We start from the raw sequence: 22,963 nt of genomic DNA, 5'->3' as shown, positions 1-22,963 counted from the left end.
GAAGCGGGCCGTTTCCTTTCAAGTCGATTACAATTATTCAGCAGGTTCCATCTGCGGAATAACATCCGTGATGAGAGGCGCACCGTTCATCGCCGCGGCAAGCTTGTCCGTGTCGAGTTCATTTTCCCAACGCGCCACCACAATGGTTGCCACTGCGTTGCCGACAAGATTTGTCAATGCCCGGCACTCTGACATGAAGCGATCGATACCCAGAATGAGGGCCATGCCCGCAACCGGAACGGCCGGGACGACAGACAATGTAGCCGCCAGCGTAATAAAACCGGCGCCCGTGATGCCAGCGGCACCCTTGGAGCTCAGCATCGCCACCAGCAAAAGCAGAATCTGATCGCTCAACGACAACGGAATATCCGTAGCCTGCGCGATGAAGAGCGCGGCCAATGTCATGTAGATATTGGTGCCATCCAGATTGAACGAATAACCGGTCGGAATGACCAGCCCCACGACTGAACGCTTGCAGCCGGCCTTTTCCATTTTGTCCATCAGCGCTGGGAGTGCCGCTTCAGACGAAGAAGTACCCAGAACGAGAAGCAGTTCTTCCTTGATGTAGCGGATGAGCGCCAGGATCGAGAAACCATTATAGCGAGCGACCGCTCCCAGAACGACAAGCACGAACAACAAGGATGTGAGATAGAACGTGCCGATCAGCAGCGCGAGATTGGCAATCGAACCGATGCCATATTTGCCGATCGTGAACGCCATAGCGCCAAAAGCGCCAATCGGAGCCGCCTTCATAAGGATCGCAACCAGTTTGAAAACCGGCGCAGTCAGGACGTGAAGAAAATCGGTAACAGGCTTGCCCTTGTCACCGACCAGAGCCAGCGCGATACCGAACAAGACCGAGAAGAACAGCACCTGCAGAATGTCGCCGTCAGCGAATGCGCCGACAATTGTCGTTGGAATGATGTTGCTCAGGAAACCAGTGATGGTCTGCTCATGCGCCTTGGCGGCATAGTTGGCAACGGCCTTTGGATCGAGCGAAGCCGGGTCGATATGCATGCCTGCGCCCGGCTGCACGACGTTGGCGACGATAAGCCCCACGATCAGAGCGAGTGTCGAGAACGTCAGGAAGTAGATCATCGCCTTACCGGCAACGCGTCCGACTTTCTTCATGTCGGTCATACCGGCGATGCCAGTTGTAACGGTCAAGAAGATGACCGGGGCAATGATCATTTTTACGAGCTTGATGAACGCATCGCCAAGCGGCTTCAGCTGCGTTCCCAGTTCGGGATAAAAATGACCAAGGAGAATACCGGCGGCAATAGCCACCAACACCTGGACATAAAGGTGCTTGTAAAAGGGAATACGACCACGCGGTGAAACCGCGGCGCCTGTCGGTACTGCAATCATAACGTCCTCCGTTCGGCCCAGCCTGGAACCTGTCCAACCTCCCGAGCCTTTCAGTCTCAACTCTTCAGCGATCAGGACCGCTGCTGAATTGTTTGACTGCAATGTCTGTGCCAGTTTGCCAGAAAACCACTAAACTATTGTTTTAACTAACTTTAATGTATTCGAGAGTGATCGATTTGCATGAAAAGTGCGATTATCCGCACAAATCTATTTCCTGCATGTCTGAAATGTTGCACAATAATGTAATGAAATCGCACCTTCCGAACGTGGATAGTTTGACTCACACCGCAAACGCCAACCGCCGCACATGGGCGCTGTTTGGTTTGTTTTGGGCTGTAGTTTTCACGCTCGCTTTCTGGATCGTCGGCGACCTGGCGCGAGACAAAGCGATGCTGGCATTAAGCGAACAGACGAGGATTGATGCCAATCTAAATACCGCATTGTTGCGTGCTGTCCTCGACAAGCAACGGGCGTTGCCGCTGGTGCTGTCAAAGGACAAGGCACTGGAAGCCGCATTGCAGGACAATACGGTAGCAACAATCACTTCCTTGAACGAGAAACTCGAGGCGCTGGCGCGAGGCACGCAAGCAGCCGTCATCTATCTCGTCGGCATGGACGGTATTGCCATTGCTGCGAGCAACTGGCGCGAACCGGACAGCTTTGTCGGCAATGACTACAAGTTCCGCCCCTATTTTCACAACGCATTGAAAAACGGAGACGCCGAGTATTTCGCGCTGGGCAATGTCAGCAATCGCCCTGGCTTGTACATATCGCGCCGCATTGATGGCCTGAGCGGCCCGCTTGGCGTGATCGTCGTGAAACTGGAATTCGACCGTCTCGAAAGCGACTGGAACACTGCCGGGCGTCCGACCTTCGTAACGGACGAACGCAACATAGTCCTGATCACGAGTCTGCCGTCGTGGCGTTTCATGACCATTGGATCAATCGGTGATGAACAGATCCAGTCAATTCGGGGTAGCCTGCAATTCGGAGACGCACCGTTGAAACCCTTGCCGCTTTCGGTGAAGTCGGTGGATAGCGGCGATTTTCTGCTGATCGACGCATTGTTACCCGGCAATGCACGCAGCACCGACTTTCTCGCAATCCGCTCTACTGTCCCCTCCACTCCGTGGCAAATGTACAGTCTCGCATCAATTCGCCCGCAAATTCCTGCCGCAGTCCGAGAAGCCCGGCTGTTCGCATTTGTCGTTCTGGCAGCGATTGCTAGCGTTGCCGGTCTCCTCCTGCGACGCAAACAGAAGCTTGCCGCCCGCATTGCCGACGCCCGACGCACACGCATGGAGCTTGAGAAGCGTGTTGCAGAACGCACCCGCGACCTCAGTCTGGCGCGAGACAGGCTGCAAGCAGAGATCAGCGATCACAGGCGCACCGAAACGATGCTGCAAGGGGTGCAGCAGGATCTTGTCCATGCCAATCGTCTCGCCATCATGGGACAGGTCGCGGCGGGCGTCGCGCATGAAATCAACCAGCCGGTGGCGACCATTCGCGCTTATGCAGACAACGCAAAAACCTTCATTGAACGAAAACGCCTTTCTGATGCGACTGACAATCTCGCCGAAATCGCCGCACTGACGGATCGCATCGGCACCATCACTGGTGATTTGAAAGCGCTTGCGAGAAAGGGACGTTCTCCTTCCGAGCCAACCTCGCTCAGCAAGGTTATTTCGGGAGCTCTGGTATTGTTGCGAAGCCGTTTTTCCGGGCGAATGGACCAACTCGACGTGGCATTGCCGCCGCCCGAACTGCACGTCGTCGGTCATTCCATCAGGCTTGAACAGGTTTTCATAAACCTGTTTCAGAATGCACTGGAAGCAGTTGATACCAAGGAAAATGATGGCCGGATAGAAGTCCGAACCCATGTGGAGAACGACAAGGTCATCATCATCGTCTCCGATAACGGACCAGGCATGCCGCAGCATATTCACGACAATCTGTTTTCGCCCTTCAATACATCGAAGGAAAAGGGGCTCGGCCTTGGTCTTGTAATCGTCAAGGAAATCGTCACCGACTACGGCGGGACAATTTCCGCCGAGAGCAGCTCGTCTGGCACATCTTTCCGCATCGAATTGAGAAAAGCATGATGGATAAATCACCCTCCGTTATTCTGGTCGATGACGACAGGGCGCTGCGACGTGCCACCCGGCAGACGCTTGAACTTGCAGGTTTCGATGTTTCAGACTTTTCAAACGCCCTTGATGCCTTGAACAGCGTTACAACTGCTTATGACGGCGTTATTGTTACCGATGTACGCATGCCGCAGATTGATGGTCTCCAGCTTTTCGCACGGATCAAGGCAATTGATGCCGAACTGCCAGTCATCCTGATCACCGGTCATGGCGATATTCCGATGGCCGTGCAGGCCATTCAGGATGGCGCTTATGACTTTATTGCCAAGCCATTTGCAGCCGACAGGCTCGTGCACAGCATCCGGCGCGCCTGGGAAACGCGTCAGTTGATCCTTGAAAACCGCGCATTACGCGAAGCCGCCCAGAATGTAGAGGGCGATCTGCCGCTAATCGGCCAGACACCCGCGATGGAAAACCTGCGCAGGACGTTGCGGGATATAGCCGATACCGATGTTGATGTGCTCGTGGCTGGCGAAACTGGCAGCGGCAAAGAGGTGGTTGCACAATTGCTGCACAATTGGAGCCGTCGCCGCAAAGGCAATTTCGTGGCGCTCAACTGTGGTGCCTTGCCCGAAACGGTGATCGAAAGCGAATTGTTCGGCCACGAGGCAGGCGCCTTCACCGGAGCACAGAAAAAGCGGCTTGGCCGGATTGAACATGCAAGTGGCGGCACGCTGTTTCTGGATGAAATTGAAAGCATGCCAGCTGCAACACAAGTGAAGCTGCTACGCGTGCTTGAGATGCGGGAAATCACCCCGCTCGGTACAAATGAGGTCCGTCCTGTCGATCTTCGCGTCGTTGCGGCAGCAAAGATCGACCTTGCCGACCCTGCCCAGAGAGGTGACTTCCGTGAAGACCTTTATTATCGGTTGAACGTCGTCACCCTTTCCATCCCGCCTCTAAGGGAAAGGCGGGAGGATATTCCGCTGCTTTTCGCGCACTTCCTGTCGCGTGCTGCACAACGCTTCAAACGCGAGATACCGGTGATTGACGCCGCCACGCATCGCCATCTTATGAAACACAACTGGCCGGGAAATGTTCGCGAACTGGCACATTTTGCCGACCGGGTGGCACTTGGCGTTGCAAAACCAGCCCATTCGCCAACGCCCGCGATCAGTGGCCAGGAGCCGCTTCCCAAACGGCTGGAGCGCTACGAAGAAACGATAATTCGCGAGACGCTCGCCGCGCATAATGGCAATGTTCAGGAAACGATCGAGGCGCTCGGTATTCCAAGGAAGACCTTTTACGATAAGATGCAGCGCCATGGCATCAATCGTGCGGACTATCGCAGCAACGGCGATTGAGTTTGATCTGCATCGGTACGGGAGGACCATGATGTCGCTGAAACTCTACCTGCATCCCTTCTCATCTTACTGCCAGAAGGCGATAACTGCTTTCTATGAGAAGGACTTAGGCTTCGAAGCACGAATGCTGGATGGCACCGAACCGATAGCCAGCGAGTTCGCCGCACTTTGGCCTTTCGGCAAATTTCCAGTTCTAATGGACAATGGAAAGCTGGTCTTTGAGGCAACCGGAATCATCGAATATCTTGAAGCTGCCTATCCGCATTCCAGACGCCTGATCCCGTCAGACCCAGTTGCAAGCGCCAATGTGCGCATGTGGGATCGTTTCTTCGATAATTATATAAACTACCCACAGCAACGCCTTGTATATATTGCGCTTGGGCGTGAACACGACGACGGCGGTCATCGCTGGCAATCCGCACTCACCACAGCCTATGCATTTTTGGATAGACATATGGATGGTCGAAAATGGGTCTCCGGTGATGAGTTCAGTCTGGCTGACTGCGCTGCGGCTCCCTCCCTGCTCTACGCAGATTGGACATATGCCATTGCCGAAGAATTCACCAATGTGTGGGCCTACCGCAAACGTCTGCTTGCTCGACCGAGTTATGCCCGCGCTCTGGACGAGGCACGACCGTTCCGACATCTATTCCCGCTGGGAGCGCCCGAAGAAGGCAGAGATTAGCGTGCGTTTCTGTCGGATCGGCTACAGGGATCGCATGAACTCGTGCAGAACCACAGCCTGATTATGCTCCTCGTCTTTCGCGCCATACAACAGCGTCAGACGATTGTCTTTCCGTCCAGCCTTGGCAATCAGCTCTTTCAGTGCCGGAATGTTGCTTTCGAGCTCTTCGCGATACTTTTTCTGAAAATCATTCCACTTGGCCGGATCATGGCAGAACCATTTGCGAAGATTGGCGGATGGAGCAATATCCTTTGCCCACATGTCTATACCGGCTTTCTCCTTGGTCATACCGCGTGGCCACACGCGATCCACGAGCACACGGTAACCATCGTCCGGTGAAGGAGCATCATAAATGCGTTTCAAATCAATCGTCGTCACAACAACTGCCCCGTAATGCACTACTGATACATATGGCCGTTGGATCGCCTTCGGCAAGTCCGACTGTGCATGGACAAAAGAAAAGGCCGCTGCAAATCGGACATCCTATGTCCGACAGGCAACGGCCTTTGGCGGCAAAAACCGACTGCGAGGGAGCCGCCGGTTATCGCACGAAACTGAAAACTTAGTGCTTCTTGGCCGAAACAGCCTTCTTGTGCGACTTCTTCGCAGTGTGATGCTTCTTGTGAGCCTTCTTCACATGATGCTTGGCAGCAGTCGTGTGCGTTGCAGCAGCCGGAGCGGCGTTAGCAGCACTTGCCGTCAGGACAGGAGCGGACAGGCCCAGAACAGCAGCCAGACCAAGAGCAGAAATAAGGGACTTCTTCATTTTCCGGTTCCTCAATTGGGTTTTCCGTTCGGGGTCTTCCCCGTCGGAGGTAAAGCACTTTCCTGTCCGCCTGTATCGGCCATGTCAGGTTTGACCCCTAGAAGCTTGAGGGCCTCGGCGTAGGCTCGCAAGCCCTGCGCCTCTCTTCTGCTTGCGCAGAATTTCATCCCCCTCTTCTGCAAGGCCTCTGCCTGACGGGCCTGCCGAGTTTCGGCACGGCCGGAAAGCGCGGTTTGCAGTTGATGCTGAAGCCTGTCACACCGTTCGCTACGCGTTACGAGTTGTGCTGCTGTTGCTCCGTTGGGAAGCGGGAAGGACAGCATACCCGCAAGACAAAGTGTTGAAAGAAACGCTTTCGTTGCTGTTTTCGATATGAAAACCGACTTGAACATACGAATTCAATCTTTCATTGGACTTCAGTTTCTTCAGCAAAACCGTTATGGCATAGCTTGTTTGCCCTTGTTTTTCGCATCTGTTGCAATTTGTTTCTGAATTGTAGCGCCAACTCATTGCCGGTTGAAAACCATTGCCGAAGGCTTTTTATCGTCGCAATCTAAGCGCTACTATCCCGCGACCACAGGCTATTACGGATATCTCAAATTGAAAGAAGACGCCCACGTTCTGATTGTCGATGACGACAAGGACATACGTGACCTTCTGCACGAATTTCTCAAACGGCGCGGCATGCGTGTTTCCATCGCTCAAAATGGCGAAGAGATGCATGATGTGATGAGCCGGATGGCGATTGATCTGATTATTCTCGACGTTATGCTTCCCGGCAAGAGCGGCATCGAAATCTGCCAGGATATCCGTCGCCATTCGCGTGTTCCGATCATCATGCTGACGGCAATTGCTGATGCTGCCGACAAGATATTAGGCCTTGAGATCGGCGCCGATGACTATCTGGCAAAGCCGTTCGATCCGCGCGAGCTTCTGGCTCGCATACGCGCTGTACTCCGGCGCCTGGAGAACAACCGCGCGCCCAGCCGCCCCGTCACTCATAGTTACCGCTTCGCTGGCTGGACACTCGACTGCGCACGAAGGCGACTTACCTCTCCAGCCGACGTGCGTGTGGAGCTGACGACCGCGGAGTTCAATCTTCTCGAAGCCTTCGTCAAAAGTTCCCAACATATACTCAGTCGCGATCAGCTGATGGAAATGGCCGGAAATCAGGCTGTTTACGGCTATGACCGCAGCGTCGATATCCTGATCAGCCGGTTGAGGCGCAAGCTGAACGACGACTCTCGTTCACCCAAATTAATCCTCACCATTCGCGGCGGCGGCTATCAGTTTGGCCATGAGGTCGAGACGGAATGAAGTTCCCGTTTCCGCGTTCGCTACCGAGTTGGCTCCTCACCATTCTGATCAGCGGCCTTCTGATTACCCAGATCGCAACCCTCTGGATCGTTTCGCAAGACCGTAAGGAAGCCAACAATGCGCTTGAACTTTTCCGTCTCAGCGAAAGGGCGACATCCCTCGTCAAGCTCCTCAACACGACCCCTGTTGGCGACTGGAACAGCCTTGCTTCTCGCCTGGCGAGCTCAGGTCAGGGCATTACCATTACCACGCAACCCGATGTGCCTACTGTGCTCGCCAGCGAGGAAGATCTTGCTGAACTGGAAGATGTTCTGGTCGCACGTCTGGCGCGCTACGGCGTTATCGATGCACGCATACGCCGGGACAAGCTTGCGCATGGCCCGCACACTGCCCTTGTGCAGATCACTGACAGCGGTGATATCGGCGATGTCGAAAAGCAGATCAACGACATTGCGGCAACGACAAGTTTGGGTGCCAGCCTGACGACTTCCCTACAATTCGGCGACGGGCGCTGGATCAATTTTACCACGCGGATCACCCCGGCGGATCCAATTATGACGACCGAAACCATCCCGCTTTTTGCACTTGTGGCATTCAGTGTCGTGCTCGTCGCGATCTGGGCAACCCGACGCCTGACAGCCCCCTACCGGGTACTCGAACGCGCAGTACACCGGATCGGTGGTGATTTGAAAAGTTCACCGCTGCCTGAACATGGAAGCAGGGAGTATAAGGCGGCTGCACGAGCCGTGAATACGATGCAATCGAAGCTCCTCGATTATGTGGCAGAACGTGAGCAACTTGCGGCTGCCCTTGCACACGACTTGCGAACGCCACTCACGCGCATCCGGCTTCGCCTGGCGCTTGTCGAAGATGAAGTTCTCGCGAGGTCGCTCGCCAAGGATCTTGGCGACATCGAGGCTATTTCTCGTTCCGTGATCGACTTTGCAACCTCGGAACTTGCAAACGAAAAGAAGGAGAAAGTCGACCTCTGGTCGCTTCTCCTTTCCATTGCGGATAATTATCCGGAGGCAGCTCTGGATGAAAGAAATTCCGACAGGGTGGCTGCAATAACGTACTGTCAGCCGGTTTCCATTCAGCGCAGTATCACCAATCTCATTGACAATGCCATTGCCTATGGCGGCAAGGCAAAATTATCGCTTCGCCAGGAAAACAACGAACTCGTGCTGCGGGTGAAGGATAACGGGCCGGGAATCCCAGCGAACCAGATCGAGGAAATGTTCAAGCCCTTCAACAGAGCGGACAAGTCCCGAAATCGGGATTCCGGCGGTTTCGGGCTCGGTTTAACCATCGCCCGCAATGTGGCGCATGCCAATGCCGGTAATATTCTTTTGAAAAACGATCCGTTGGGCGGGTTAATCGCTGAATTACACCTGCCAGTCTGGCGGGAATAGTCCCCGAAGCTGACCTCCGGGGACAGATGGCTCAAGCGAAGACGATATCAACGGCCTTTTTCGTGGCAGCGACAATCTTGTCTGCTTCCTCGGTCGTGAGGCAAAGTGGCGGCGCAAATCCCAGAATGTCGCCTTCCGGCATGGCGCGCCCGATAACCCCGTTGGCCAAAAGAGCCGCTGAAACCTGTGCGCCAATCTTCAGCGACGGATCGAAAAACTTGCGATCGTCACGATCTTCAACGAATTCGATAGCGGCCATCAGCCCTTCACCGCGAATTTCGCCAACATGCTTATGACCGCCAAGGGCATCCTGCAATACCTTGCGGAAATATGTGCCTGTGGAACCGGCATTTTCAACCAGCTTCAGTTCGTCGATGAGTTTGAGGTTGGCCACGCCTGCCGCTGCACATATCGGATGAGCAGAATAGGTCCAGCCGTGACCGATTGGTCCCATCTTGTCCGATCCCTGAACCAGCACCTCCCACATGCGGTCAGATACAATCGAACCGGAAAGCGGTGCATAGGCCGAGGTCAATCCCTTGGCGATGGTGATCAAGTCGGGCTTCATGCCGTAGTGGTCGGAACCGAACATGCTGCCCAGACGGCCAAAGCCGGTGACGACTTCATCGGCAACAAGCAAAATATCGTAGCGATCAAGTACAGCTTGAATTTTCTGCCAATAGCCAGCTGGCGGCGGAACAATGCCGCCGGTACCCAGTACAGGTTCGCCTATGAAGGCTGCGATTGTATCTGGCCCTTCTGCAAGGATCATTTCCTCAAGCTTGTCGGCGCAGTGTTGCGAGAATTGCTCTTCGTTCATAGAGCGATCCGAACGGCGAAAATAATATGGCGACTCCGTATGCAGAATTGGCGCGCGCGGCAGATCGAAGGCATTGTGGAAGGTTGCAAGCCCAGTCATGCTGCCCGTCATCACGCCTGAACCGTGATAACCGCGCCAACGGGAAATGATCTTCTTCTTTTCAGGGCGGCCCAGAATATTGTTGTAGTACCAGATGAGCTTGATGTTGGTTTCGTTCGCGTCCGAGCCCGAAAGGCCGAAATAAACGCGGCTCATATGCTCCGGCGCACGATCGATAATCATCTTGGCAAGCGTGATCGACACTTCGGTGCCATGACCGACATAGGCGTGATAATAGGCAAGTTTGCGCGCCTGCTCCGCAATTGCATCCGCTATTTCCGTCCGGCCATAACCAACATTGACGCAATAAAGCCCCGCGAAAGCATCCAGACTTTTGCGACCGTTCACATCTGCAATGTAAACGCCCTCGCCGCCTTCCAGCACGCGCGTCGGTGTTTCGCCGCGCGCATGCATGCCCATATGAGTGGAGGGGTGGAAGAAATGATCCCGATCCCAGGCGGCGAGCTCATTGCTATTGTTCAACATGGGTATGTTCCTTTCCTGTCGCCGAGCTTTCACGTAGCGGTATCGATGCAGAGATATTTGAGTTCGGTGAAGGCTTCGATGCCTTGATGGGAGCCTTCGCGGCCAAGCCCGGATTGCTTCCAGCCGCCGAAGGGGATCGGTGCGCCGGTGATCTTGGCGCGGTTAACGGCCACCATTCCGTATTCGAGCGCACGTCCCATGCGAAGCTGTCGCGCACCATTTGCCGTTACGACATAGGCAACCAGACCGTATTGTGTGGCATTGGCACGCTCGACGACTTCGTCCTCATCGACAAATGCCGTGACGGCGGCAACTGGTCCGAATGTCTCTTCGTGCATGATCGCGGCATCATCCGGCACATCGACCAGCAAAGTCGGCTCGAAGAAAAGCCCTGCTTCCCCAATCCGGTTACCGCCCACGACTATCGTGCTGCCCCTTTCCTCAGCATCACGCACTTGTTCTTCAACCTTGGCGACCGCGCGACTATGCATCAGAGGGCCTATATCCGATGCCGGATCAAGTCCGTTGCCTACCTTCAGTGCCGCAATACGCTCAGCAAACGCCTCGGTGAAAACTTTCAAGATACCGCGCTGGACAAAGATGCGGTTCGCAGCAAGGCAATCCTGGCCGGACGTCGCGAATTTGGCAGCCATAGCAACATCTACGGCCCGTTCGACATCAGCATCATCAAAGATGATCAACGGCGCATGTCCACCAAGTTCCATGATGAGCCGCTTCATGGTGTTTGCACATTTGGTTGCAATCAGCTTGCCGATTTCCGTTGACCCGGTGAAGCTCACCGCCCGCACACGCTCATCACGGCAAAGCATGTCAACGATAGGCGCGGCTTTGCCCGTCACCACATTAAAGGTCCCCGCGGGCATTCCGGCTCGTTCAGCCAGTTCGGCCAAGGCAAGTGCGGAAAGCGGTGTTTCTGAAGATGGATGCACGACAACGGGACAGCCTGCGGCAATCGCCGCCGCCGCCTTGCGGGTGATCATGGCATGCGGAAAGTTCCACGGGGTAACAAGCGCGACAACACCCAGCGCTTCGCGGCGCACCAGCATTTCGGCATTTGAGAGATGGCTCGCTATGGTTTCACCGTTGAGCCGTTTCGCTTCTTCGGCAAACCACTCGATGAAAGATGCGCCATAGTCGATCTCGCCGCGCGATTCCGCCAGCGGCTTGCCCTGCTCCAGCGTCATCAGCAATGCGAGATCTTCGCGATTTGCGAGGACCAACTCGAACCACCGCCGCAAGACCGTGGAGCGTTCCTGTGGTAGCTTATCACGCCAAGCCGGGAACGCCTTTACTGCGGCATCGATCGCAAGCGCCGTCTCCACTTCGCCAAGATTTGCCACGCGAGCAAGCCGGTGACCCGTTGCAGGGTCGAGAACAGGGAAGGTTTCGGCTCGTTCTCCCGCTACCCAGCGTCCATCGACATAGCCAAGTTCACGAAAAAGATGCTTGTCGCGAAGTCTGCCAAGCCCGTCATGTTGTATCGGATGATCCAGAACGGCATTCATTGCTCTTCTCCCAATTCAGGAAGAAGTTTGTCACAGGATCGCTCTGCATTCAGACCAAAGACATCCCAACGGAGACCTACATTGGACTAAAATTAAGAGCCAGATAGTCTGTTTGAGCTAGCTTGCAACTTCCTTGAACAGCGATAGGGGCGCACTCGCCTTCTCGTCCTTGACGAGCTTGGTCACGATATAGGTGAAGTAGCGTTCGATGCCGATATTCTGGTCCAGAAGACGGTCAATCAGACGTTGATAGCCGTCAATGTCGCGCGCCACAATCATCAGAAAATAGTCCACGCCACCGCCAACCGACCAGCAGGACACGATTTCGGGTACAACTGTGATGGCTCTTTCGAACCGCTCAAAATCGCTTTGACGATGATTACCCAGAGTGATCTGCACAATGACGTGCGCAATCGGAGCTATTTTTCGATAGGCGATGCGTGCGTGATAGCCAGTCACGATGCCCGCCTCTTCCAGCTTGCGCAGTCGCAGCCAGCAGGGTGTCGCAGAAAGCCCGACCTTCTCCGCCAAGGCAAGCTTGGTAATCCGTGCATTTTCCTGAACGGCTTCGAGAATACGCAAATCGACGGCGTCGAGCTTCAGGGCGGCTTTCATTCTGTTGATCCAGCATCTGCAAACATTCCTGTTCTCATTGGCACGCCCTTGCGTCGCTGACAAGGCTCCGACACCGAAAAGTCGTAACAGATCAAAATTGTAATGATCCAATATAATTATTGACATGATCCTATTGGTCTTTCACACATAGAGCCAAGAATAAAAAAATCAAACATATGGGGAACGAGGATGCGACCTTACGGTTTCGCATGTGGTGCATTATTGCACCTTCTGTCCGCTCATCCATTGCAGCGTTCGACAAAACTCAATGCTGCCTTCCCCATTGCCATGATGCTATGAGAGGCAGCGCTGTGCCAAGAATGACTCATGAAATGGTTGGTCTTGAGGAAATAGAAGCAGCGCATGAGAGGCTGAAAGGCCTCATCGTGAGAACGCCGCTTACACGCTCGGAATATCTCAGCGAACTTACCGGAGCTCCGGTCTCTCTGAAACTGGAAAATCGGCAGACGACTGGCAGCTTCAAGCTGCGCGGTGCCGCAAACGCTGTCCTTGCTCTGTCGCCGGAAGAGCGCAAACGTGGACTTGTGACCGCCTCGACCGGCAATCATGGACGTGCTCTTGCGCATGCCGCTTCCGAACAGGGATTGGTCGCTACCATTTGCCTTTCATCGCTCGTGCCACGCAACAAGGTAGAGGCAATCCGCGATCTTGGGGCGGATGTGCGCATCGTCGGGAAATCGCAGGATGACGCCATGGACGAGGTGACGCGACTAGCCCGTGAAAAAGGAATGAACGTCATTCCGCCTTTTGATGATCCGCGAATTATTGCCGGACAGGGCACAATCGGTCTGGAGATCATTGATGATCAACCCGACACCGAAACTGTTCTTATTCCTCTTTCAGGTGGAGGACTTGCTGCCGGCATAGCCGCAACTGTGAAAGCCCGGCGCCCACATTGCCGCGTGATCGGTATTTCCATGTCTCGCGGTGCGGCCATGTATGCCAGCCTAAAAGCCGGCAAGCCGGTCAATGTCCAGGAGTTGGAAACACTTGCAGATTCTCTGGGGGGCGGCATCGGGCTCGACAACCGTTGGACTTTTGCGATGTGTCGCTCACTCTTGGACGACGTGGTCCTGCTTGATGAAGCAGAGATTGCTGCGGGGATCAAACATGCCGCGACGGAAGGCGAAATTGTCGAAGGAGCTGCAGCGGTGGGCATCGCTGCCTTGTTGAGCGGCAAAATCATCCCAGCGGGACCAACTGCCATCATTATCTCAGGGGGCAATATCGATCCCGAACAGCATCGCATGATCATGGAAGACTGCTATCGGAGGGCAAGCTGATGGCCGAGATGAGAATTCTGACCGAAGCCGATCTGCGAGAGATCATAGCCCTCGACCTTGAAAGCGTAACTTGTGTGGAAAATGCTTTTCGGGCACTCGCCAGCGGTGGTGTCAGCATGCCGCCAATACTCCGGCTGGACATCCCCGCCGAACGTGGCGAAGTCGATGTGAAAACGGCCTATATTCCCGGACTTGACAGTTTTGCCATCAAAGTAAGTCCCGGTTTCTTCAACAATCCCTCCATCGGCTTGCCCTCTACCAACGGACTGATGATCCAGTTCTCGGCAAGGACCGGGCTTATTGAAGCGCTATTGCTGGATAATGGCTATCTGACCGATGTGCGTACTGCGGCAGCAGGTGCTGTCGCCGCAAAATATCTGGCGCGGGAAAACGCCCATGTGGCCACCATCTTCGGCGCCGGTATGCAGGCTGGAATGCAGCTTGAAGCGTTGACGCTGGTGCGCCCCATCACCGAGGCCAGAATTTGGGCACGCAAATTCGACAGCGCGCAAAAAGCCGCGCGAAACTTTACCGAGAAGTTTGGAATACCGGTGACAGCAGTTGCAGATGCGCAAGAAGCTTGCGACGCCGCTGATATTATCGTCACGACGACGCCGTCGGAAACGCCGCTCTTAAAGGCTGAATGGCTTGTATCAGGGCAACATATCACCGCGATGGGTTCAGATGCCGAACATAAGAACGAGATCGATCCCGCCCTGTTTCGGCGACCGATCACCTATGTGGCCGACAGCCTGTCCCAAACACGCAGGCTTGGCGAATTGCGTCATGCAATCTCGGCGGGAATTGTTACGGCGGATACCGCTTTCCTAGAATTGGGCCAGATCGTTCTCAACGCGCCCAAATTCCATCGGAAGGCTGAGGACATAACCTTCTGTGACCTCACGGGAACGGGGGTTCAGGACACCGCTATTGCTCGCCTTGCGTCGGAGCGCGCCAGCCTGCGCGACGCAGGCACGAAAATCGATTCAAACAAAACTGCAGGAGCCCGTCGATGAGTGTGGAACTCAACTTCACCCGCGCGGAATACGATCAGCGAATAGCCAAAACCCGTCGCGCCATGGAGAAGGCAGGCTTCGATGTCCTCATCGTCACCGACCCATCCAACATGCACTGGCTGACCGGCTATGACGGTTGGTCCTTCTATGTCCATCAATGCGTTGTGCTTTCGATGGAGGGGGAACCGATCTGGTACGGTCGCGGTCAGGATGGCAACGGTGCAAAACGCACGGCATGGCTCAGCCACGACAACATCGTCGGCTATCCCGACCACTACGTTCAATCACTTGAACGTCACCCTATGGATCTTCTGGCGTCGATGCTGGAAGAAAAGGGCTGGAACAACAAGGTCATCGCCGTCGAGTTGGACAATTACTGGTACACGGCCGCCGCCCATCAAGCGTTGCAGAAGCATCTGCCGAATGCCCGCTTCAAGGACGCGCAAGGACTGGTCAACTGGCAGCGCGCCGTTAAAAGCCCGACGGAAATCGGCTATATGCGCAAGGCCGGTCGGATTGTTGAAGCTATGCACCGACGCATCGTCGACAAAATCGAGCCAGGCATGCGTAAATGCGATCTGGTTGCAGAAATCTACGATGCGGGCACGCGCGGCGTTGACGATTTCGGTGGCGATTATCCTGCCATCGTGCCGTTGCTGCCTTCCGGACCCGACGCATCCGCGCCGCATCTGACGTGGAACGATCTACCGATGAAGACCGGCGAAGGCACCTTCTTCGAGATCGCCGGTTGCTATAAACGCTATCATTGTCCGCTGTCGCGCACCGTATTTCTAGGCAAGCCGACACAAGCCTTTCTCGACGCCGAAAAAGCCACACTTGAAGGTATGGAGGCAGGACTTGCCGCCGCCCGTCCAGGCAATACATGCGAAGACATTGCCAATGGCTTCTTCGCCGTGCTGAAGAAATACGGAATTATCAAAGACAACCGCACCGGCTACTCCATCGGCCTGTCCTATCCGCCGGATTGGGGCGAACGCACGATGAGCCTGCGCCCCGGCGACCGCACCGAATTGCAGCCCGGCATGACCTTCCATTTCATGACAGGCCTCTGGCTGGAAACCATGGGACTGGAGATCACCGAAAGTATCGTGATCACCGAAACGGGTGTCGAATGCCTCTCGAATGTGCCACGCAAGCTTGTGGTCAAGGATTAGGACGCTGCGATGATGCACACCTCGCCTCCATCACGTCCCTCCCCGATCACACCGACCGTCGATCTTAACCGCGACGGCGTGCAGCACGGGCATTTGCGACTGCCTTGGTCCAGAGACGATTCCGCATGGGGATCGCTAATGCTGCCCATCTGTGTGATCCGCAACGGCGACGGCCCCACCGCATTGCTGACTGGCGCCAATCATGGCGATGAATATGAAGGGCCCGTCGCCCTCTACGACCTTGCCGCCAGTCTGAAACCGGAAGAGATCAGTGGCCGTGTCATCATTGTTCCTGCAATGAACTTCCCGGCTTTCCTGGCGGGAACGCGAACATCCCCCATCGACAAGGGCAACCTCAACCGCAGCTTTCCGGGGCGCCCGGATGGTACCGTCACGGAAAAGATCGCGGATTATTTCACCCGCTACCTTTTGCCGGCTGCCGATATCGTCATGGATTTTCATTCCGGCGGACGGACACTCGACTTCCTGCCTTACGCTGCCGCGCATGCCTTGCCCGATACGGCACAGGAAGCCCGCTGCTTTGCAGCCGTCAAAGCCTTTTCGGCTCCCTTCTCCATGCGAATGATCGAGATCGATGCTGTTGGGATGTATGATACGATAGCAGAGGAAGCAGGCAAGGTGTTTGTCACGACGGAGCTTTCCGGCGGCGGCACGATTTCTGCCCGCACTGCTTCAATAGCCAAACGCGGCATTCGCAATCTTTTGCGTCATGCGGGCATTCTGCAAGGTGAGGTGGAGCTTTCACCCTCGACATGGCTCGCTATGCCATCGCAGGAGTGTTTCGGCTTTGCCGATACCGAGGGTTTGCTTGAACCGTTGGTCGATCTCGGCGCAGAAGTGCGCAAGGGCGAGATTATTGCGCGCGTTCATTCCGTAACCCGCACAGGTGTGGCTCCGCAGGAATACCGCGCCGCGCTCGACGGAATTCTCGCAGCTCGACACTTTCCCGGTCTCATAAAGATGGGCGACTGCCTGTCTGTCATTGCCACGATCAGCGAGGAGCCGGCCTCGTAACTGATCAATACCAGCCATTGACAAGCCGGGCAAAAAACAACCGGCATTCAAAAAGAGGAGTGAACACAATGCGCATGAAACTTCATACGATTTCCGCCCTGTTTTCAGCAGCGGCGGTTCTGGCTCTCACGCTTCCGTCACAAGCCGTCACGGTCGATGACCTCAAGAGTGCGGGCTTCGTTCGGGGAGCAACAGCCAATGAAGTGCCTTATGGCTATATGGACGAGAGTGGAGCGGCCAAGGGCATTGGCCCCGACGTCGCAGCCGCAATTTTCAAGAAACTCGGCATTGAGGAAATCGACTGGACAGTTACCCCCTTCGGCTCGCTCATTCCCGGCCTGAAGGCCAAGCGGTTTGAATTCGTCGCAGCCGAACAGAATGTTCTGCCGGATCGTTGCAAGCAGGTGCAGTTCACCGTTGCAAATTCGAGTTACGGTGAAGGCCTTCTGGTTCCCAAGGGCAACCCGAAGAAGATTCATTCCTATGAAGACATCAAAAAAGACCCATCGCTGAAAGTTGCAATCGTTTCCGGTGCGGATCAAATCGACTTCCTACATGGCATGGGCATCGATGAATCTCAGATCGTCATGATCCAGGGCAATGCCGACGCGCCGTCGACGGTCCAGACGGGGCGTGCTGATGCCTATGCCGCAACGGAACTGACAGTTGCCAAGCTCGTCGACAATTCACCGGAGCTGGAACAGGCGCATCCATTTACCGATCCGGTTGTCGACGGCAAGTCTGCCAGAAGCTTCGGTGCTTTCAGCTTCCGTCCGGAAGACAAGGAGTTTTACGAAGCCTTCAACAAGGAGCTCATCGAGTTCAAAAAGACCGACGACTACAAGAAAATATTGATGACTTATGGGCTTAGCGAAGAAAGCGTGGAAGCTGCGCGAACGGTGGATACGGCCAGCCTCTGCAACGCAAAGTAGGTTGATTTGCTGCCCGTCGGACCGGTCATCGGTTCGGCGGGCTTTGTCTCATCTCAATTGGAGACGACCATATGCACTGGACGGAATATCTCCCCGCCCTTTTCAAAGGGGCGCAAATCACGGCCATTCTCGCCCTCAGTTCAATGGCTATCGGCACTGTACTTGCGTTTGCAGCCGGGATTTCCCGTTTCGCAGGCGGGCCCATCCTGTCCACGATTGCGGTGATCTATATCGAGATATTCCGCGGCACATCTCTCCTCGTGCAACTGTTCTGGCTCTACTATGCCCTGCCGCTGATCGGTATTTCGTTTGACCCAATCACGACTGGCATCATGGGGCTTGGCCTCAATATCGGTGCTTATGGCGCGGAAGTAGTCCGCGGGGCATTGCAGGCAGTGCCTGAAGCACAACATGAGGCCGCGCGCGCGCTTAATTTCAGCAAAGGGCATACCTTGTTTCATGTCATCCTGCCGCAAGCGGTGGTTGAAATGATGCCAGCCTTCGGTAATCTCGCAATCCATAATCTCAAAGACACCGCGCTTGCCTCACTGATCGCAATCAGCGATCTGACCTTCCAGGCTCAACGCTTGCGCAATCTGACGCTCGACAGTGTGACGATCTATACGCTGACACTCTTTGGATACTTTGCGATGGCGCTCGTACTTGCCGCAGCCATCCGTTGGCTCGAACGGCGTTTGAGACGTCAGACCATGGCTGGAGGTTTCGCATGATCTACGGCTATGCCTGGGACACCTCGTCAACGCTCTCCTTCGCCATTTCCATTCTTCCAATTCTGGCGATCGGACTTACCGTAACCCTGAAAGCCGCTGCCACCGGCTTTGCAATTGCGCTGGTCCTTGGCCTTGTCTTCGCGCTTCTGCGCCGCAGTCCATACAAGATCATATCCTGGCCGACTGCCGTCGTGGTGGAGTTCCTTCGCGATACCCCTCTGCTGGTACAGCTGTTTTTCCTGTACTACGTGCTGCCCGTTTACGGCATTGTTCTGCCTGCTTTCCTGACCGGCGCTTTGGCATTGGGGCTTCAATATTCCGCCTATACGTCGGAAGTTTATCGTGGAGGGATCGAAGCCATCCCGCGCGGACAATGGGAAGCAGCACGCGCGTTGAATCTGACGTCTTGGCGCACCTATCGCGATATCGTCGTTCCACAAGCCATACCCCGGATTATCCCGGCTATGGGCAACTACCTCGTCTCCATGCTGAAGGAGACACCGGTGCTGTCTGTTGTCAGCATTGTCGACATGCTGAACCTGGCCAACCTGATCGGCGACCGCACGTTCGAATATCTGGTGCCGCTCTCAATGGTGGGCCTGATCTTCCTTGTGCTGACTTTGATCTGCTCAGCGCTCATACGCTTGCTCGAACGCACACTTCCAAAAAACGGGATCGCCCTCAAATGACCCAGGAAATTATCCGCTTTCAGAATGTAACCAAACGCTTCGGAGCGCTGACAGTACTGGATCGCTTCAATTTTTCGGTCAAGACAGGCGAAAAAGTCACGCTGATCGGCCCCTCGGGATCGGGGAAATCGACAGTACTCCGTATCCTCATGACACTGGAACCGTTTCAGGAGGGTACGCTTGAGCTTGCAGACATGTCCTATCACGAGCCTAACGGGAAAGGGCAATTTCAAGCGAGCGAAGGCCATTTGCGCAAGATCAGATCACATGTTGGCATGGTGTTCCAGAGCTTCAATCTGTTTCCGCATATGTCGGTGCTCCGCAACATTATCGAGGCACCGATTCATGTTCTGGGTATGAAACGGGGTGAAGCGGAGGCTCGGGCGCTTGATCTGCTCTCTCTTGTGGGATTGACTGACAAGAAGGATCACTATCCTTCTCAGCTTTCAGGCGGCCAGCAGCAGCGCGTCGCCATTGCGCGATCATTGGCAATGCGGCCACGCGTATTGTTGTTTGACGAACCGACATCCGCGCTGGATCCGCAGCTTGTTGGAGAAGTGCTTTCTGTCATCCGCAGCCTGGCGCAGGAACATGACCTGACCATGCTTCTTGTCACACATGAGATGCGGTTTGCCAGGGAAGTATCTGATCGCGTTTGCTTTTTTGATAAGGGACGCATCTGCGAACAAGGAACGCCGGAACAGATATTCCAGGCACCGACGGAAGCCCGCACCAAGGAGTTCTTGCAGTCAGTGCTCTAGGATCAATCGCCTAAGCAATCGATCCCACATCATAGACGGGCGGCAGTTGAGCAAAGGTTTCACGGATCGTCTCAAGTGCCGCCTGCAAAGCCGAACGCGAAAGCCGCCCGCCAAGACAGACACGGATGCCCCCGTTCCCTCTATCCGCGCCAGCTACAAACGGATCAGACGGCGTGACTGCAACACCTTTGTTGGCAAGGGCGCGCACGAGCCCCTCCTCCGACCAGTTGCGAGGGATTTTCAGCCAGGCGCAAAGAGACAACGGATTACTGCCTGCTACGAGTGTACCCAAAATGTCAGTTACCTGCGCTTGACGGGATCGCAGTTCACTGCGCTGGATGTCGATAAGTTCTGCCGCTGTACCATCCTCGATCCAGCGGCTGGCCATCTCTCCCATGAGATTGACACCGCTCCAGCTTGTTACGCGCAGAATAGACGTAACACGAATGGAATATTGTGTCGGCACAACGAGATAACCCGTCCGCAAGCCGGTCATGACCGTCTTGGTGAAGCTCGTTACGAAGAAGCCCAGTTCCGGTAAAAGTTCCGGCATGGAAGGCTGTTTCTCTTCGAGAATGGGTTTGTAAACCTCATCTTCGATAACACAAACGCCGTATCGCCGAGCTATTTCGGCAATGGCGATGCGCCGCTCCGCCCCCATCAGATGGCTGGTCGGATTACCCAGCGTGGGGATTATCACGAGTGCACGAACATCGCCAGACTTGCAGGCCACTTCGAAAGCATCCGGCAGAATGCCCTGCTCATCAGTGGGGAGCCCTCGCAGAGTAAATCCAAGCACATTGGCAAGGCCAATGATGCCATGGTCAGTCAGGCTTTCCGTCAGCACCACCTCGCCCGGTTGAACAACCGCCGCGACAGCGAGAAACAGTCCGTGGGCGGCACCGTTCGTGATGATGATGCGACCCGGATCAACATCCACCGATAAGCCTTGCAGCCAGCCCCTCGCCACAGCACGATGTCTGTCCAAACCCGCAATCGGACGGCACGGACGCATGAAGCTTGCATTGTCCGACCGGCTCATTTCTTCCAGCAGGTGGCGCGAGGCGTTCTCATGGGCTTCAGTATAGACGGCGCGAATGATAGACAGATCCGCCGTTCCACTGGGGTCTCGATCAAGCATGAACCGATCCGCTCGCTCCGTCACCCGATTGCACACGTAGGTCCCCCGCCCCACTTCGCCGCGGAGATAGCCACGTCGTTCAGCTTCCTTATAGCTGATACTGACGGTTTGAACCGAAAGCCCAAGCTTATGAGCCAGATCACGGTGAGTTGGCATACGCGTGGCGGGCAGAAGAATGCCCTTCTCGATATCATCGACAATTTTTTCGGTCAGAAGCCGGTGCTTGGTGATGCCCTTGCGCATTTCCAACATTGGTTCCCACATGCGTCAGCCGACTCCATCATTACATACTGAAGATTGTCTTATTGTACTAGATAATCATCATGACAATCCAGCCCAATAAGCGACTACGAGCAGCCTTCTCCTATCCCGATGATGCCCGCCAAAATGAGAGATGCGGTTCTTTCGTGGATACACGGCAGAGGTGACAAACCCGACTATTACTGCATCAAAAACAGGGCGCATCTCATCATTGAAGATGACATGACCGACAAAACAAACTATTGATAGATAAAGAAAATTCTATCTCCAACTGTACCATCGCTCCCCCGCCGGATGAAATGCGCATGAATGAAAAACGGAGCTCCAAGGCTTCCAAGCCGCAAAATCCCGCCAAACCATTCCTTGAGAATGAACGACCAACGTTGAAAACAATAGCATTCATGACCGGACTGGGTGTGACGACAGTCTCACGTGCCTTGAAGGATGCGCCTGAAATTGGCCCCGAAACCCGCAAACGTGTACAACTGATCGCGAGGCAGATCGGTTATCGTCCCAACCGTGCAGGTGTGCGTCTTCGCACCGGCAAGACTAACGTCATTGCGCTTGTCCTGAATACTCAGGACGAGATCATGGGCTTTACCAGCCAGGTCATTCATGGCGTTGCGGACGTGCTGGCCGAAACGCAATACCACCTCATTTTGACGCCCTATTTTCATTCTCGGGCACCGATTGAGCCGATCCGCTATATCGTGGAAACCGGTTCGGCCGACGGAATTATTTTCTCACGCACAGAACCGGACGATCAGCGCATCCATTATCTGATGGAACATGATTTTCCATTTGCCACCCATGGTCGCACCGATACGGGCATTGAGCACCCTTATCACGACTTTGATAATTTCACTTTTGCGCTGAACATGGTTGGAAAACTCTCGGCGCGCGGGAGAAAAAAACTTGCTCTGCTGACCCCGCCGGCACATCTCACCTACTACCGGCATATGGTGAGCGGATTCTATGAGGGACTGCGCACTTTTCATTGCAGTGGTGCACCACTCGGAGGCGTCGATCTGGATACGCCGCTTGAGGACTTGCGGCTACATGTTGCCCAGCTGATGAGAAGGCCAGATCGACCGGACGGTATTATCTGCTCAGGCAGTGCGGCCGCTCTCGCGGTCGTCGCAGGTATTGAAGACGCTGGGCTGAGCATCAGTAATGAAGTCGACGTCGCAGCCAAACAATCGACCGAGATATTGCACTGGTTTCGTCCGGGGCTGATTGTCGTCGAGGAAAGTTTCAAGCTCGCTGGACAACATCTTGGTAAAGCCATCCTGGGCCGTATCAACGGCAAAGACATCAAATCCCTGCAGACAATAGGATAAAATGGGTGGAGGCCACTCCGATCCCGCAGGATC

Annotated in this window: 22 protein-coding genes; 14 read left to right on the top strand and 8 right to left on the bottom strand. The window is 54.9% G+C overall.

Annotated elements, in window-relative coordinates; all coding sequences use genetic code 11:
• Positions 1-33: 33 nt before the first annotated feature.
• Positions 34-1,368 carry a dicarboxylate/amino acid:cation symporter gene (locus tag J9800_RS01150; protein ID WP_114215025.1) on the bottom strand — a complete coding sequence of 445 codons (1,335 nt, stop codon included), beginning with the start codon at positions 1,366-1,368 and terminating at the stop codon, positions 34-36.
• Positions 1,369-1,613: 245 nt separating this feature from the next.
• On the opposite strand from J9800_RS01150, the gene J9800_RS01145 reads away from it, so the two are divergent.
• Genes J9800_RS01145 through J9800_RS01135 form a run of 3 tightly spaced genes read left to right on the top strand, consistent with a single transcriptional unit; the run spans position 1,614 to position 5,504 of the window.
• Positions 1,614-3,470 carry a sensor histidine kinase gene (locus tag J9800_RS01145; protein ID WP_286167442.1) on the top strand — a complete coding sequence of 619 codons (1,857 nt, stop codon included), beginning with the start codon at positions 1,614-1,616 and terminating at the stop codon, positions 3,468-3,470.
• Complete coding sequence (locus J9800_RS01140) at positions 3,470-4,819, top strand: sigma-54-dependent transcriptional regulator (RefSeq protein WP_210845652.1); 1,350 nt, start codon at positions 3,470-3,472, stop codon at positions 4,817-4,819. Before J9800_RS01145 ends, J9800_RS01140 begins: the two co-directional genes overlap by 1 nt.
• A gap of 31 nt (positions 4,820-4,850) precedes the next feature.
• Complete coding sequence (locus J9800_RS01135) at positions 4,851-5,504, top strand: glutathione S-transferase family protein (protein ID WP_114215026.1); 654 nt, start codon at positions 4,851-4,853, stop codon at positions 5,502-5,504.
• A gap of 21 nt (positions 5,505-5,525) precedes the next feature.
• Here J9800_RS01135 and J9800_RS01130 read toward each other — a convergent pair whose 3' ends face one another.
• From J9800_RS01130 to J9800_RS01120, 3 genes are all read right to left on the bottom strand, one after another.
• A complete protein-coding gene (locus J9800_RS01130) occupies positions 5,526-5,882 on the bottom strand; it encodes a DUF488 domain-containing protein (RefSeq protein ID WP_114215027.1) in 357 nt (118 codons plus the stop codon).
• Positions 5,883-6,066: 184 nt separating this feature from the next.
• Positions 6,067-6,270 (bottom strand): hypothetical protein, encoded by a 204-nt coding sequence (locus J9800_RS01125; RefSeq protein WP_112589014.1) that lies wholly within the window; start codon positions 6,268-6,270, stop codon positions 6,067-6,069.
• 11 nt (positions 6,271-6,281) lie between these two features.
• Positions 6,282-6,662, bottom strand: coding sequence for a hypothetical protein (locus tag J9800_RS01120; RefSeq protein ID WP_112589012.1), 381 nt, complete (start codon positions 6,660-6,662; stop codon positions 6,282-6,284).
• 208 nt (positions 6,663-6,870) lie between these two features.
• Here J9800_RS01120 and J9800_RS01115 point away from each other — a divergent pair, with 208 nt between their 5' ends.
• Entirely contained in the window at positions 6,871-7,587 is a 717-nt protein-coding gene (locus tag J9800_RS01115; RefSeq protein WP_112589255.1) for a response regulator, read from the top strand.
• On the top strand, positions 7,584-8,999 hold the full coding sequence (locus J9800_RS01110) for an ATP-binding protein (RefSeq protein WP_114215028.1): 1,416 nt from the start codon (positions 7,584-7,586) through the stop codon (positions 8,997-8,999). Before J9800_RS01115 ends, J9800_RS01110 begins: the two co-directional genes overlap by 4 nt.
• Positions 9,000-9,030: 31 nt before the next feature.
• On the opposite strand, the gene J9800_RS01105 is transcribed toward J9800_RS01110, so the two are convergent.
• The 3 genes from J9800_RS01105 to J9800_RS01095 form a co-directional block, all read right to left on the bottom strand.
• Positions 9,031-10,404 carry an aspartate aminotransferase family protein gene (locus tag J9800_RS01105; RefSeq protein ID WP_114215029.1) on the bottom strand — a complete coding sequence of 458 codons (1,374 nt, stop codon included), beginning with the start codon at positions 10,402-10,404 and terminating at the stop codon, positions 9,031-9,033.
• A 29-nt stretch (positions 10,405-10,433) separates the two neighbouring features.
• Positions 10,434-11,930, bottom strand: a complete 1,497-nt coding sequence (locus J9800_RS01100) for an NAD-dependent succinate-semialdehyde dehydrogenase (RefSeq protein WP_114215030.1) — start codon at positions 11,928-11,930, stop codon at positions 10,434-10,436.
• A gap of 117 nt (positions 11,931-12,047) precedes the next feature.
• Positions 12,048-12,533, bottom strand: a complete 486-nt coding sequence (locus J9800_RS01095; RefSeq protein ID WP_205315900.1) for an Lrp/AsnC family transcriptional regulator — start codon at positions 12,531-12,533, stop codon at positions 12,048-12,050.
• 344 nt (positions 12,534-12,877) lie between these two features.
• On the opposite strand from J9800_RS01095, the gene eutB reads away from it, so the two are divergent.
• From eutB to ehuA, 8 genes are all read left to right on the top strand, one after another.
• A complete protein-coding gene (gene eutB, locus J9800_RS01090) occupies positions 12,878-13,849 on the top strand; it encodes a hydroxyectoine utilization dehydratase EutB (RefSeq protein WP_114215032.1) in 972 nt (323 codons plus the stop codon).
• Entirely contained in the window at positions 13,849-14,865 is a 1,017-nt protein-coding gene (locus J9800_RS01085) for a cyclodeaminase (RefSeq protein WP_114215033.1), read from the top strand. Before eutB ends, J9800_RS01085 begins: the two co-directional genes overlap by 1 nt.
• Positions 14,862-16,040 carry an ectoine hydrolase DoeA gene (gene doeA / locus J9800_RS01080; protein ID WP_114215034.1) on the top strand — a complete coding sequence of 393 codons (1,179 nt, stop codon included), beginning with the start codon at positions 14,862-14,864 and terminating at the stop codon, positions 16,038-16,040. Before J9800_RS01085 ends, doeA begins: the two co-directional genes overlap by 4 nt.
• Before the next feature lie 9 nt (positions 16,041-16,049).
• A complete protein-coding gene (gene doeB, locus J9800_RS01075) occupies positions 16,050-17,075 on the top strand; it encodes a N(2)-acetyl-L-2,4-diaminobutanoate deacetylase DoeB (protein WP_114215035.1) in 1,026 nt (341 codons plus the stop codon).
• A gap of 68 nt (positions 17,076-17,143) precedes the next feature.
• Entirely contained in the window at positions 17,144-18,007 is an 864-nt protein-coding gene (ehuB, locus tag J9800_RS01070; protein ID WP_114215036.1) for an ectoine/hydroxyectoine ABC transporter substrate-binding protein EhuB, read from the top strand.
• A 71-nt stretch (positions 18,008-18,078) separates the two neighbouring features.
• A complete protein-coding gene (ehuC, locus tag J9800_RS01065) occupies positions 18,079-18,738 on the top strand; it encodes an ectoine/hydroxyectoine ABC transporter permease subunit EhuC (RefSeq protein ID WP_114215037.1) in 660 nt (219 codons plus the stop codon).
• Positions 18,735-19,427, top strand: coding sequence for an ectoine/hydroxyectoine ABC transporter permease subunit EhuD (gene ehuD / locus J9800_RS01060; protein WP_112588990.1), 693 nt, complete (start codon positions 18,735-18,737; stop codon positions 19,425-19,427). Before ehuC ends, ehuD begins: the two co-directional genes overlap by 4 nt.
• A complete protein-coding gene (ehuA, locus tag J9800_RS01055; RefSeq protein ID WP_114215038.1) occupies positions 19,424-20,188 on the top strand; it encodes an ectoine/hydroxyectoine ABC transporter ATP-binding protein EhuA in 765 nt (254 codons plus the stop codon). Before ehuD ends, ehuA begins: the two co-directional genes overlap by 4 nt.
• Positions 20,189-20,198: 10 nt before the next feature.
• Here ehuA and ehuR read toward each other — a convergent pair whose 3' ends face one another.
• Positions 20,199-21,593 (bottom strand): MocR-like ectoine utilization transcription factor EhuR, encoded by a 1,395-nt coding sequence (ehuR, locus tag J9800_RS01050; protein WP_114215039.1) that lies wholly within the window; start codon positions 21,591-21,593, stop codon positions 20,199-20,201.
• Between the two features lie 302 nt (positions 21,594-21,895).
• Between ehuR and J9800_RS01045 the strand changes: the two genes are divergently transcribed.
• Positions 21,896-22,930, top strand: coding sequence for a LacI family transcriptional regulator (locus J9800_RS01045; protein WP_205315894.1), 1,035 nt, complete (start codon positions 21,896-21,898; stop codon positions 22,928-22,930).
• Positions 22,931-22,963: the final 33 nt, after the last annotated feature.

The sequence above is a fragment of the Ochrobactrum sp. AP1BH01-1 genome, from assembly GCF_018066705.1.
In the GTDB taxonomy this organism is placed as follows: Bacteria; Pseudomonadota; Alphaproteobacteria; order Rhizobiales; family Rhizobiaceae; genus Brucella.
Note: the sequence above shows the minus strand (reverse complement) of the source record. Positions and strands in the feature narration are given on the sequence as shown.